Annotated in this window: 13 protein-coding genes; 2 read left to right on the top strand and 11 right to left on the bottom strand. The window is 58.6% G+C overall.

Going from position 1 to position 13,196, the window contains the following annotated elements; all coding sequences use genetic code 11:
* Positions 1-133: 133 nt before the first annotated feature.
* Positions 134-1,084, top strand: a complete 951-nt coding sequence (locus tag PYL13_RS09760) for a bifunctional helix-turn-helix transcriptional regulator/GNAT family N-acetyltransferase (protein WP_275641163.1) — start codon at positions 134-136, stop codon at positions 1,082-1,084.
* A gap of 85 nt (positions 1,085-1,169) precedes the next feature.
* Here the strand turns inward: PYL13_RS09760 and PYL13_RS09765 are convergent, their stop codons facing one another.
* From PYL13_RS09765 to PYL13_RS09800, 8 genes are all read right to left on the bottom strand, one after another.
* Positions 1,170-1,409, bottom strand: a complete 240-nt coding sequence (locus tag PYL13_RS09765) for a tautomerase family protein (protein ID WP_250982471.1) — start codon at positions 1,407-1,409, stop codon at positions 1,170-1,172.
* 150 nt (positions 1,410-1,559) lie between these two features.
* Positions 1,560-2,021 (bottom strand): (R)-mandelonitrile lyase, encoded by a 462-nt coding sequence (locus PYL13_RS09770; protein WP_250982470.1) that lies wholly within the window; start codon positions 2,019-2,021, stop codon positions 1,560-1,562.
* 83 nt (positions 2,022-2,104) lie between these two features.
* On the bottom strand, positions 2,105-2,890 hold the full coding sequence (locus PYL13_RS09775) for a carboxymuconolactone decarboxylase family protein (protein ID WP_275641164.1): 786 nt from the start codon (positions 2,888-2,890) through the stop codon (positions 2,105-2,107).
* Between the two features lie 113 nt (positions 2,891-3,003).
* Complete coding sequence (locus PYL13_RS09780; RefSeq protein WP_275641165.1) at positions 3,004-3,651, bottom strand: HAD family hydrolase; 648 nt, start codon at positions 3,649-3,651, stop codon at positions 3,004-3,006.
* Between the two features lie 112 nt (positions 3,652-3,763).
* Complete coding sequence (locus tag PYL13_RS09785) at positions 3,764-4,522, bottom strand: SDR family oxidoreductase (RefSeq protein WP_275641166.1); 759 nt, start codon at positions 4,520-4,522, stop codon at positions 3,764-3,766.
* Between the two features lie 391 nt (positions 4,523-4,913).
* Positions 4,914-5,999 (bottom strand): alpha/beta hydrolase, encoded by a 1,086-nt coding sequence (locus PYL13_RS09790; protein ID WP_192491385.1) that lies wholly within the window; start codon positions 5,997-5,999, stop codon positions 4,914-4,916.
* A 43-nt stretch (positions 6,000-6,042) separates the two neighbouring features.
* Positions 6,043-6,522, bottom strand: coding sequence for a cyclophilin-like fold protein (locus tag PYL13_RS09795; RefSeq protein WP_275641167.1), 480 nt, complete (start codon positions 6,520-6,522; stop codon positions 6,043-6,045).
* Positions 6,519-7,706, bottom strand: a complete 1,188-nt coding sequence (locus PYL13_RS09800; RefSeq protein WP_275641168.1) for an MFS transporter — start codon at positions 7,704-7,706, stop codon at positions 6,519-6,521. The genes PYL13_RS09795 and PYL13_RS09800 overlap by 4 nt, the downstream gene beginning before the upstream one ends.
* A 125-nt stretch (positions 7,707-7,831) precedes the next feature.
* Here PYL13_RS09800 and PYL13_RS09805 point away from each other — a divergent pair, with 125 nt between their 5' ends.
* The gene (locus tag PYL13_RS09805; RefSeq protein WP_275641169.1) at positions 7,832-8,725 is read left to right on the top strand and encodes a LysR family transcriptional regulator; all 894 of its coding nucleotides are present in this window, start codon (positions 7,832-7,834) and stop codon (positions 8,723-8,725) included.
* 1,265 nt (positions 8,726-9,990) lie between these two features.
* Here the strand turns inward: PYL13_RS09805 and PYL13_RS09810 are convergent.
* The 3 genes from PYL13_RS09810 to pdxR all read right to left on the bottom strand — a co-directional run bounded on the left by PYL13_RS09810 (position 9,991) and on the right by pdxR (position 13,095).
* Positions 9,991-10,884 (bottom strand): dihydrodipicolinate synthase family protein, encoded by an 894-nt coding sequence (locus tag PYL13_RS09810; RefSeq protein WP_275641170.1) that lies wholly within the window; start codon positions 10,882-10,884, stop codon positions 9,991-9,993.
* A 12-nt stretch (positions 10,885-10,896) separates the two neighbouring features.
* A complete protein-coding gene (locus PYL13_RS09815; RefSeq protein ID WP_192491392.1) occupies positions 10,897-11,529 on the bottom strand; it encodes a LysE family translocator in 633 nt (210 codons plus the stop codon).
* 123 nt (positions 11,530-11,652) lie between these two features.
* A complete protein-coding gene (gene pdxR, locus PYL13_RS09820; protein ID WP_275641404.1) occupies positions 11,653-13,095 on the bottom strand; it encodes a MocR-like pyridoxine biosynthesis transcription factor PdxR in 1,443 nt (480 codons plus the stop codon).
* Between the last annotated feature and the right edge of the window lie 101 nt (positions 13,096-13,196).

Here is a 13,196-nt window from a genome sequence, read left to right on the forward strand (position 1 = left end):
GCGGCAAACCGCCGATCACCTGACGCCGGACTGAGGCTATCTTGGTCTTCCCGATTTTTCATGATCATCATTGACCAAAGCCATCGAAATACGCATATGGTTGCATGGTGCAACTATATTGAAAGTTCATGCCATGGCCGTTGAAGCCGCAAGTCAGCTGATTGATCACATCCGCGCCACCTCGCGCCATCTGGTGCGAGAACTCGGTTTCATGGGCGGTGATTTTGCCGGCACCAATCTGCCACCCTCGGCCGTGCATGCGTTGATTGAAATTGAAAAGGGCGGCATGACGGCGCGTGATCTGGCCGCCATCCTGCGTCTGGAAAAATCAAGCGTCAGCCGCATGTTGCGCAAGCTGGTGGAAGCGGGCGATGTGCGCGAAGCGGCCGGTGAAGAAGACACCCGCACCAAACGCTTGTCGCTAACCCCGGCAGGACAACAGCGCGTCGCATCCATTCACGCCTTTGCCCGTGCGCAGGTCTCGTCGGCGCTTGGCCGTCTGCATCAGGGGCAGCATGAGACTGTGCTGGAGGGCATGCGGCTTTACGCCGATGCGCTGTTGCCACGAGACCAGAAGCCACAATCAAGCCCGGTCGAGATTGTCACCGGCTATAGACCCGGCATCATCGCTCGCATCACGGAGATGCACGCGCTTTATTATGCCCGCACCAGCGATTTCGGCCAGGCCTTTGAAAGCCGGGTCGCAGGTGGGCTGGCAGAGTTCTGCGGCCGTCTGGAAAACCCGCAAAACCGAATATGGGCTGCGATGCGTGAGGGCCAGGTGCGGGGTTCGGTCGCCATCGACGGTGAAGATCTCGGGGAGGGCATTGCCCATCTGCGCTGGTTCATCACCGATGATACGCTGCGCGGCACCGGCGCTGGCAAAAAGCTGCTGGATGCCGCGATGGATTTCGTTGACGCCAGTGGTTTCACCGAAACCCATCTGTGGACCTTTGCCGGCCTCAACGCCGCCCGCCACCTCTATGAGATCAGAGGGTTTGCGCTGGTCGAAGAATATGCTGGCAGCCAATGGGGCCGCGGGGTGCTGGAACAGCGTTTTGTGCGAAAAACCCCGCACGCCTGATCCAACCGTCATTACCTGACATGACAAAGGCCACCGTATCAGCGGTGGCCTTTTGAAATCGAACTTGTGGCTCAGGCGTTGGTATTTACGCCTTGGCCAAATCGCCGTAGCCGGGGCGTTTGTAAAGTGCGGCCTCGTTGGCTGCTATGTCGGGGCCGTAAACCGTGGTCTCCCATTCCGGTGGCTCTACCTCGGAAATGGCAACCGAAAGCGATGCATCGGTGGAGCCGAAAATCGCCTTGGCCGCTTCCACCACCTTGGCGGCAAATTCCTGCTTCTGCTCTTCAGTCTTTCCGGGAAACATCTTTACGGAAATATGGGGCATGGTCTTATCCAATCCTTCTTTCAGGTTTGACGCATCAATAGGACAGAAAACTTGGGGTTGCCACCGCTTTAAATTGCCGCCTGAAAACAAGGTCGGCCAACCTTTGTCGATGGTTGGCCGGGCTGTTTGGCTGGGTCACAATGTTTCAATTCAGTTGCGAAACTGTTCGTCTGTCACCTGATCGGACCAAGCAACATTGGCGCCGTTTTCCATGTAGGACAGGGCAATATGGCGCATCAGAGTTGTGTCGGTTGCGCCATGCCAGTGTCGAATGCCGGGGGCAAACCACACCACGTCGCCCGCCTTGACGTTGCGTTTTTCCGCACCGTCTTCCTGCACCCAGCCGGCACCTTCGGTAATTATAAGAAGCTGCCCTCGCGGGTGCGAATGCCAGGCGGTGCGCGCACCCGGCGTAAAGGTCACTAGCCCGGTGCTGTGGCCATTTTGGTCATTGGCATCAAACATCGGCTCCACAAACACCGTACCGGTAAATTGCTCTTTCGAGGCAAGCATGGATTTCCTGGTGCTGTTTTCCGAGATGATGATGCCTTCGGCCGCAACCGGGCTGCCAAGCGCACTCAGTGTCGCAGCAATCGCGATGGTCTTTTTCATGGTTTTTCCTTTGAAATGGGGGGGTCGCCAGGTGGCGACAAAAACGCTGCGTGACGCAAATCAGGTCTTGCGCCCGGCAAAGCTCAGCTTGGCCGGTTTTCAATCACGTCCTTGGCAACGGGCACTGCGGAAAATACGTTTGGCCACCCCGCGTAGAAGGCAAGTGTCGTCAAGAGTTCCGAGGCCTCGGTGGCGGTCAGGCCATTGTCCATTGCCTTGTTCAAATGAAAACCGACCTGCGCCGACTGGCCGTTGGTAATCAGCGATGCCACCGTCACCAGACTGCGGTCACGCGGCGCAAGGCCGGGGCGCTGCCACACATCCTGAAACAGCATGGCGGTGTAATCGACAACGCCTTGCGAGATCGGGCCAACGCTTTCTGCAACGCTTTTTGCGCGGTTGTCTTCCGCCGCCTGGTTTATGGGCAGCAGTTCCGGGTTTTCCGGTGGCAATTGGTCGGCGGTAATGCCGCGCGCTGCAAACACATTCTTGGCAACCGCAACGGCAGCCGTGGCCTGCGGAAAACCGGCATAAAACGCCAGATGCGTAATGATTTCCGACAATTCGCCAGCCGTCACGCCATTATCAAGCGCCCGCTCGAAATAAAATGGCATCTCGATTGTCTGGCCGCGTGCAATCAGTGCGGCAATGGTCACCACGCTTCTGTCGCGTGGCGACATGCCCGGCCGTTTCCAGATTTCATCAAGCACAATTGTCTGGGCATATTTGCCAAGGGCGGGAGAAACCGCCCGAATATCGGCAATCGTCAGCGGTTGCGTCATGCTGGCGCGTTTGGTGTCTTCAGCAAATGTCGGGGCGGCTGCAGAAAGCGACATGGACAATGCCGTGGCGGCAAGTTTCTTGTTCATACAGGAATTCCTTCAAAGGTGATGACAACCCTTCAAAGTTAGGTGCGAATTCCCCTGACATTAGAGGCCCAATTTCGATTGGACTTATCGGTCTGCAGCATAAATGCGGGCGCTTAAAACCCCATAAGGCTACCGGCTTCCCGCAGCGATCCGGCCTGATGGTGGGCGTAAAGGTCACGGCTCATCACCATGTCAGGTATCTGGATAACCTTTCCCACACCGGCGTCGATTGCGGCGCGCACGCCAAGGTCGCTGTCGTCAAGCGCCACGCATTGCTCAGGCCGCAGCCCCAAGGTCTCAGCGGCCATGATATAGATGTCTGGCGCAGGCTTGCCACGTTTTACCATGTCCACGCCAATAACCGCGTTCATGCGGTGCAACAGGCCGGCATGTTGCAATTTCCATTTGGCGCGGTCCGTCTCGCTGTTGGTGGCGATGGCGCGTGGCAGTTGCTGCTCATCCAGCATATCGAGAAAGTCATGCACGCCGGGGCGCAGCGGAATGGCGTCACGCATACGTTCATCCATGGCTTCATTCCACGCCCGGTCAAGGGCTGCGCCATCAATGTCACCGCCCAGTTCCTTGCTGATCATGCGGGCGCCGGTGGCGCGGTCCACGCCGACAAGTGCCTGAAAAAAGCTTGGCGCCACGTCAAAACCCATGCCTTTGAGCACGGCGGGACCGACTTCGAATTGCAGTCTTTCCGTGTCGAGCAAAAGCCCGTCCAGATCAAGCAATACGCCGGAAAACTGCAAAGCCATCATCAAATCCTGTTTTGGTTGTATGCTGGGTTTCGAATGTGCCCGGTCTATCCGACATGGCACAGCTAGTCCAGCTTACATGACGCATCTGCAGCAATGGATGGGGAGAGACTTACGGCGCCAGCCCGCCAGCGACCGTCAATATGGTGCCGGACACGAATTTCGCCTCCGGTGAGGCCAGCCACAGTGCTGCATTGGCAATGTCATCGGGCTGGGCAATGCGGCCAAGCGGCGTCATCCGCGCCACCATATCCGGCCGGTCGGGGTTGCCTTCACGCTGGTGCATGTCGGTTGCCGTGGTGCCAACCCGCACCGCATTGACGCGGATACCGGCCGGACCAAGTTCTTTGCCCGCACCGATCGTCAGGGTTTCCACCGCACCCTTGGAGGCGGCGTAATGCACATATTCACCGGGGCTGCCCAGACTTGCGGCAACCGATGACATGTTGATGATGGCGCCGCCATCACCGCCCTGATCGGTGGCCATGCGTTTGACCGCTTCCTGAATGCAATAGACCATGCCGAACACATTGGTGCCGAAAGTGGCAACAAGGCTTTCCGGCTTCAGCTTTGTTATGGTGCTTGCACCACCAATGACACCGGCATTGTTGACGAGACAGGAGAGGGGCCCAAGCAACTTGTCGCAACTGTGGAACATCTGCGCCACCGCATCACGGTCAGCGACATCGGCCTGCGCGGCAATGGCCCTTGCGCCCTCAGATTTGCAGCGTTCCACCGTCTCGGTCGCGCCTTCGGCATCGCTGTTGTAATTGATACAGACGTCATAACCGGCCTTGGCAAAGGCAACGGCCGTTGCGGCACCAATTCCCTTGCTTGCGCCGGTAACGAGGACGATAGGGCGGGTGGACATGGCCGTGTAGGTTCCTTGCTGATTGATGGACCATGGTTAGCAGCCCTGCACGGCAAACGGAAGCGTGGGGTGGAACGGTAAGGCTTGCACCCCAACCTCTACCCTTGTGGGAGAGGAAGAAAAATCATCAGCTTAGCTTGCTAAGTGATAGATTTTTCAGGTGAGGGGTTCGTGTATTTGCACGCAGTCAATTGATTGACACAGGCGATCCAACAAACTCTCCTCATGCCTTGTGCTTGTCACAGGCATCCAGCCCACGCGCGTCTGCGCGGCGTGAAGAGTCTTTTCATCCCCAAGACTGGGGATGACTAGATTCCCGCAACAAGCGCGGGAATGAGGGTGGTTGGGGCGTCACTCGCTGTGCCGCTAACCCAACTATGTCACCGCATAGTCACGCCAAATGTTGGCCGAAGAAATCGGCAATCCGGTCAAACGGAATCTTGTCCATCCGGTCATAGAGATCCGTGTGGTTGGCATCCGGCACGATCACCAGTTCCTTCGGCTCGGCGGCGGCGGCAAACGCCGTTTCGCTGAAGTAACGCGAATGGGCGTTTTCGCCATGCACCAGCATCACCGGGCGCGGAGAAATCTCGGCAATATAGGTCAGGATCGGCATGTTCATGAACGACAGCGGCGTGGTGCGCGACCATGCGTTGCCAGAGTTGACCGCACGGGCGTGATACCCACGCGGCGTGCTGTAATAATCATGGTAATCGATCATGAACTGCGGCGAATCTGCCGTGATTTCGGCGTTATAGGCCGGCTGGTAGGCAGGGGTACCGTTTTGTGCATCCAGCCAGCGCTGCTGGCCCAGTTGCTCCAGTGTCTGGGTGCGCTGTTCCAGTGTCACGCTGTCATTGTAGCCCTTGGACATGACGCGGGTCATGTCATACATGGTGCTGGCCACCACGGCCTTGACGCGCTTGTCCGCAGCAACTGCATTCAGAGCCATGCCGCCCCAGCCGCAAATGCCGATGACGCCAATGCGCTCGCGGTCTACGAAAGATTGCAGGCCGATGTAATCCACCGCCGCACTGAAATCTTCAGTGTTGATATCGGGCGAGGCGATGTTGCGCGGCTCCCCGCCGCTTTCACCAGTGTAGGACGGGTCAAAGGCCAGCGCTGCAAAACCGCGTTCTGCCATGGTCTGGGCATAAAGGCCTGACGACTGTTCCTTGACCGCGCCAAACGGCCCGCTGATGACCAGAGCAGCCAAAGGTGCGCTTGTGCGGTTCTTTGGCAGGTACAAGTCACCGGCCAGTGTTATGCCGTAGCGGTTTTTGAACGACACCTTCTGATGGTCCACATTTTCGCTTTTGGGGAACACCTTGTCCCATGCATTGTCCTGCGCCAGCGCTGGTGTCACGCCCGCCGCCATCGGCAACAGGCTCATGGTTGCCGCAGTCAGCGCGGTGACCTTCATCAGGTTTCGGCGGCTGGTGTTTGCGCCGGTGGTGGTCTGCTTATCGTTGCTCATGGCAAGTCTCCTGTGTCGTGGAAGGGGGCAAAAAGGGTTGGATTTAGCCGATGCGCTCAATGCGCAGCGCAAATTCGCCGGGCACAAGAAGTGCCTCAAAACCATCGTCAAAACGGCCAAGCCGGATCAGGCCCGGATGTTTGTAGGCACCGTGGAACATCGCCAGATTGCCCCACGGCATGTAATAACAAAGGTCAAACGGCTGTTCGTTGTCGAAGGGGCCATGACCTTCTGTCGTCAGCTTGCGCGGCAAATAGGCAATCTTTTCATTGCCGCCAAAGTCGCTGATCGTCAGGTCCAGCGGCAGCATGGATGCAAAGTCGCGCGCCGAGGCATTGTCGTACAGCGTTGCCGTCATGGTGCGGTTTGCAAAACTCAGCTTTATCCTCATGCTCATCCGCTCCTGCCTGTTGGTCTCCGTGCCGGGGCCGCGCTGGCTGAATGCGCGACAGGGGAAAGTGGAGGCGGCAAGAATAGTGGCCAGCAGCGCCCGTCTTTGGGTTTGAGAAATGCGTGCGGTCATGCTGGCCTCCGTGTCACCCGACACGCGGCCAATGCCAACAGCGAAGAGCCGCACAGCAGCAGGGCACTCATCGAAAATGTCGAGCGCCATCCAAGGGCATCGAACACCAATCCGCCAAGCGATGCCCCCGCCGTGATCGCCAGCTGAATGACCGCCACCTGCAGGCCGCCGCCTGCCTCGGCATCATCAGCCAGTGTGCGGCTTAGCCACGTACCCCAGCCGACAGGCGCTGCGGTGCTCAGAAAACCCCAGCCAACAAGGCAGGCAAAGACCGCAACCGGCCGTTCTCCAACGGCAATCATCACCCCGGCAATGCAGGCCATCAGCAGCGGAATGGTGGCGAGAATGCTGAACAGGCGGCGTTGCAAAAGCCGGCCAATCATCCAGGTTCCGGCCGCACCCGAAAGACCCATGACCAGCAGGAACAGCGACAGCGTTTCAATTCTGACCTGCGTGACCTGCTCCAGAAACGGCCGCAGATAGGTAAACAGCGTAAACTGACCCATAAACAGCAGCAGTATGGCCGCCATGCCGGTGGCAACAGGCACGCGCAACAACAGCCTGAAAACATTGTGCGACTGGCGGTCAGTGCGGGGTGCAAGGGCAGGCAACCGCACCCACTGCCACAACAGGGCAAGCAGCCCAATCGGCACCACCAGAAAGAACGCGCCGCGCCAGCCGATATAGGCACCGAGAAGGCTGCCAAGAGGCGCGGAAATGGTGGCGGCAATGGCGTTGCCCGCATTCAGCAGCGCCAGCGCCTTTGGCACCTCGCGGGCAGAGACCAAGCGCATGACAATGGCTGTCGACATGGCCCAGAAACCACCGATCGACACACCAAGCAGTGCGCGCCCGACCATCAACAGGGTAAAGGATGGCGCAATGGTCACGATAATGCCTGATAAAATCAGCAGCCCCGTCAGGCCCAGCACCACAACACGCCGGTCAAGCCTGCGGGTGAGAGAGGCAATGAACAGGCTGGTCAGAACGGCAAAGATGCCAGACACCGATATGGCCTGACCGGTCGTACCTTCCGATACGCCAAGGTCAACAGCAATGGGCGTCAGCAGACTGACCGGCATGAACTCTGATGCAATCAGCACGAACACGCACAGCGTCATGGAAAGCACGGCACTCCACGCGGCGCGTCTGCCTTCAATGTCTTGATGATAGGTCAGTGTCATCAGATGTTGTCCTCAGCCAAATCCGCTCTCTTGCAGTGAGACAAAGATATTGGTGCAGGACTTTTCGAACAATCCATGCTAATCCGCATGGACTTATCGAAATTCAATATGAATTGAGGCCAGCAATGTTGCGCGAAGACATGAAGGATCTGCTGTGGTTTGTTGAAGTTGCCAGAGAGCAGAGCTTCACCAAGGCCGCCGCCACGCTCGGCACGTCGCAATCCACGCTCAGCCACACCATCAAGCAGCTTGAGACGCGGCTTGGGGTGCGCCTGCTGACCAGAACGACCCGCAGTGTGGCCACAACAGAGGCGGGCGAGCGTCTGTTGTTATCAATCGGGCCACGGTTTGAGGGTATCGAAGCCGATCTGGCGAACCTGGTGGCGTTTCGGGAAAAGCCGTCTGGCACCGTGCGTCTCACACTGTCGGATCATGCGCTGCAAACCACCGTCTGGCCAAAGCTTGGCAAGGTCCTGTCGCGATATCCGGACGTCAAGGTCGAGCTTTATAGCGACAATGGCATGCGCAACATTGTCGAGGAACGTTTTGACGCTGGCGTAAGACTGGGCGAAAGTGTCGACAAGGACATGATTGCCGTTCGCATCAGCCCCGACTGGCGGCTGATTGCCGTGGCATCCCCGGCCTATTTTGCCCGCCATGCCGCACCGGAAACACCCAAAGACCTTGTGGGCCACAGCTGCATCAATCACCGGCAGGCGACATGGGGTGGTCTTTACGCCTGGGAGTTTGAACAGGATGGCCGTGAACTGCGGGTGCGGGTGGAAGGGCAGCTGACCTTCAATTCATCAGTGGCGATGATTGACGCCACGCTGCAAGGTTACGGCATCGCCTATGTCCCGGAAAATCTGGTTGCGGACCATATTGCCGCCGGGCGTCTGGTCAGCGTGCTCACAGACTGGAGCCCGCCATTTACCGGTTACCATCTCTATTATCCCAGCCGTCGGCAGATGTCGCCGGCGCTGGCCGTTGTCGTGGATGCACTGCGCCAGCGTGGGTGAGGGCTGGTCGTCAGACCGCTCCACCCACTCCACGTCATCCCAGGGCTTGTCCCTGGGATCTAACCACGTCCCCACGTCAGCAACCTGTCTGGCTGGCGTGGTTAGATCCTCACTACCGCGGCGAGGATGACGCAGAGAAAATGGTTGGAGCATTGTTTGCCGTTGAGGGCCACTTCAGCCAACCCTTCATGCCTCGTCCTCGGGCTTGACCCGAGGGATGTCACAGGCATCCAGTCGACCCGCGTCTGCGCGGCGAGAAGAGTCTTTTCATCCCAAGGACTTGGGCTGGGCCTGGACCCCTGTGACATCCCTCGGGCCAAGCCCGAGCACAGGGGTGAGGGAGTTCGGAGCACCCACCGAGCCAAATACGATAACGTCATGGGTTGGGGCGGCGCCATCGGCGCCCCTACCTCTACCCTTGTGGGAGAGGAAGAAAAATCATCATCTTAGCTTGCTAAGTGATAGATTTTTCAGGTGAGGGGTTTTGGTTTGATCAGACCGCTCCGTCCACTCGACGTCATCCCAGGGCCTGTCCCTGGGATCTAACCACCTATCCGCAACCGCAATATGTCTGGTTAGCGTGGTTAGATCCTCGCCACCCCAACTAGCCCTCTTTCCTGTACCTGTCACAGGAAACTATGCCAGCTCAAGTCTTTGGCTGACGAGACTCTTTTGTCATGCTGGCCGTCAACTATGTCGCCTGGGTGGCCGATTGGAACGGCCTGCAACAATCCGCGTGGTAGCGGTCAATCACGCACGACAAGTCTTGTGAGAAATACACCGCACTACAACCTCCCGTAAATTAAAGTTTGCTTGGGGACTAGACCAATTGCACGCTTTGCGTTAATTCTGAAACCTATCCTTGGTTGTAGGGGTATGTTACAATGTCACCTAAGGTCTATGCGGGTTTTGCCGCCTCTGTATTTATTGCGCTTTTCCTTATTTGTATAATTTTGATGGGCAACAACGCTCATCTGGAGCTTGTCCAGAACGGCTGATACGCTTTTTCGCTGCAATTTGTCGGTAGCTACAATTTTCGCAAATTGTAGCCTGATCGCAGGTCTTGGTGTTGGGTTGAAAATCTATCTGCGGTTGAGTGAGATTGGTTTTCCAGATGCCATCATGGCTGCGTCGCATCCTCAATATTGGGACTGACGTTGCTCCACCCAGCCCTCATGCCTCGTCCTCGGGCCTGACCCGAGGACAGAGATGAGGTAGGTTGGGTTACTCGTTCCACCCCGGCCTCTAGCCTCGTGGGTCAGGACTTACTGTACCTGCAAACCATCTAACGCCGCCTTGATGCGAGCGCGCGCATCGTCATCCAGCGGCAGGATCGGCAGTGGCGGGGCAAATCTGCCAAGGCCCAAAAGCTCGGCAATCACGAACATCACCCGAAAACTGCCAAACTCCTTGAACAGCGCCCAGAGCGGTGCAAAGGCGGCATTGAGCTGACCGGCCTTCACGCTATCACCATCCAGTGATGCCTGCGCCAGGGCTAGTGTTTCCACCGGCAATAACCCGGCAATAACCGAATACCAGCTGTCGCTGCCTGCCAAAAGCGCGGCGGCGCAGCCCCAGTCACCGCTATATCCCACCTTGAAGGATGCGGGCGTGGCGGCCCTGATGGCCGCCAGTTCACTGGCAAAATCATCGCCATCGGGCAGGGGCATTTTTACCGCAACGACGTTCGGCAGCTGCGCCAGGCGGGCAATCAGCGCCCGTGGAAAGGTGAAACGCGTTGCGCCGGGATTGTTGTAGATCGCCATGGGCAACTGCCCGGCCTCAGCCACTGCCACAAAATGCGCGTAGACTTCCTCATCGCGCAGCGGCGTGTAGGACACCGGTGCCAGCAATAAGCCGTTTGCACCGGCCGCCTTGGCATCGCGCGCCAAGGCCTGCGCCTCATCAGTGCGCAGCGCGCCAACCCCAACGATGACAGGAATGTCGCCACCCACGGTGTCCATGGCACAGTCCACCGCCCGGCGGCGTTCCTCGCGGCTTAAAAAGGCATAGCCGCCGGTGCTGCCAAGCAGGCCAATGGAGTGCACCTTGGCGTCACGAATGCGGGTCAGAATGCGCGCCAGCGCGTCTGTGTCCACACGGCCAGCTGCATCTGTGGGCGTGATGGGAAATGCCGAAAGGCCTTCAAAAAGCGACATGGGAGTTGGCTTTCAAATGCGTGACAGGAGAAGTTTCAAACCGGCAAGGCCGAAGGATAGCGCCAGCACCCCTTCAATCCAGCGGCGGGCGCGGCGGTAGAGCCGCACCATCGGCCCGGTGGAAAACACGATGGCGTAACCGCAGAAAATCGTCACGCTGAGCACCGCGCAACCGGCCAGAATAATCACCACACCCGTGGTGGAGGCCTGCGACCCCAGACCAAGCGTCATCAGTGCAATCCACGCCAGAATGGATTTCGGGTTCATCAGGTGCATCAGCAGGCCGCGCCGGTAAAGCGCGCCCATGGAGGGCACCACCCGGTCACTGTCCAGAGACACCGGTCGGTCTGGCGCAGCCGCAGCGCGCGCCGCCTTGAAGGCCAGAAACAGCAGGTAAAGCCCGCCAAAAATCTGCAGGCCAACAATGGCGCCGGGATAGGTCTTTAAAATCGCCGACACGCCTGATGCTGCCATCAGCCCCCAGAATATCGAGCCGCTGACCACGCCGGATGCAATGGCCAGACCCGCCTTGCGGCCATCATTCATCGCCACGCCCATAATGCGCATATTGCTGGGGCCGGGGCTGCCGGCGGCAATGATATAGGCGGTAAAAACAATCAGAAGCTGGTTGATATCAACGGGCATGGATGCGTTCCGAAATCAGGGTGCAGGCTTTGTTTGAAGCAGCAATAAACAGATGGCTGGCAGACCAGAAGCGCCAGTTTTCGATAAAAATACCAGTCCAGTTGGCTGCCGGTTTATAAAAGCCTAAGCGGCCAGCACGCGGCCCAGCAGCCGCACACCGTCCGGAATGTTCTGCACCGGCATGGTGGCATAACCGAACACAAATCCGGCCCGCCGCTCAGAGGCGGCGCTGTAAAGCCGCGACACCGGATAAATGCCAATGCCGGCCAGCAAAGCGGCCTCTGCCAGCCTTGCCTCATCACTGGTTTTCAAGCCATTGAACCACACCACCACATGCAGGCCGGCCGAGGTGCCGACAATCTCCACCCGCTCGCCAAACACCTCGTGCATGATATCGAGAAACGCTTGGCGCCTCTCGCCATTCAGCCGCCGCATCTTGCGCACATGCCGTTCATAGGCACCGCTTTCAATCAGCGCCGCCAGCGCGTCCTGCTCAAAGGTCGGCGCTTGTCGATCGACCAGCTGTTTTATGCGGGTAAACGGTTCCACGAGGTCCGGCGGCAGCACCATGTAACCAAGCCGCAGGGTGGGCGACAGGGTTTTGGACACGGTGCCAATATAGATCACCCGGCCACGGCCAGAAAGATACAGCGGCGCAATCGGCCGCACGTCATAACGGTACTCGCCGTCATAATCATCTTCGAGAACATAGGCGTTGCCGCTTTCCGCCCAGTCGACAAGTTCGCGCCGCCGCCCGGCAGACAACACGCCGCCCAGCGGAAACTGGTGGCTGGGTGTCACAAAGGCCAGCTGGTGTTGGCCGGGTTGCGGCAGTTGTGTGGTGTCGATGCCATCGGCATCACAGGCCACCGGCAATGGCTCCGCGCCGATGGTTGTAAACACATTGCGCGCCATGGCGTAACAGGGGTCTTCCACCACAATGCGGTCGCCGGGGTTCACCAGCGCCCGCGCGCACAGATCCAGCGCCTGTTGCGAGCCATTGACGACCACAATCTGCCTGTAATCGCAGCTTATGCCGCGCGCCCGCCACAGATACCCCTGCAAGGCCTGCCGCAAGGCGTCGCTGCCGGCGGGGTCGCCGTAACCCAGCCGTTCGCGGCGGGTCAAAACGGCAGATGTCAGCGCCTTGCGCCATGCCAGTTTGGGAAAATCATCTGGTGACACATCGCCATAACGAAAGTCATAACGCAGGCCGGGCCGGGCGGGCAGGTGGCTTTGCGGCAGTGCCATGGTGCGCTCGGCATAGGCGGAAAGTCCTGGTGTCGTGGCGCTGGTCTTGTGGGGCACCTCGCCATCGTCGCCGGCCATGTTGTCGTTGACCACGGGCCTTGCGCCCTGGCGCACCAGCACATAGCCCTCGGATATCAGCTGCTCGAATGCGGTGGTCACGGTGGTGCGTGAAACACCCAGCTCTTCCGCCAGCGCCCGGCTGGATGGCAGGCTGGCACCCGGGGCATAAACGCCGCTGGCAATCTGCTGGCGCAGGCCCAGATAAATGCCCCGCGCCGTGCCTACCTTGTTGTTACCCTGTACCAACTGGCCCACCTTTATTTCTATTGAAGTCATTATACTTCACGCCAGTTGGCGGTGGTTGTGGGGGTAAGTCAAGGGCATGTTTGCGTAGAATTCCACCCCTCACTTGCGAT

Origin of the sequence: Agrobacterium sp. Azo12 (genome assembly GCF_029193765.2) — a bacterium.
Classification (GTDB): domain Bacteria; phylum Pseudomonadota; class Alphaproteobacteria; order Rhizobiales; family Rhizobiaceae; genus Agrobacterium.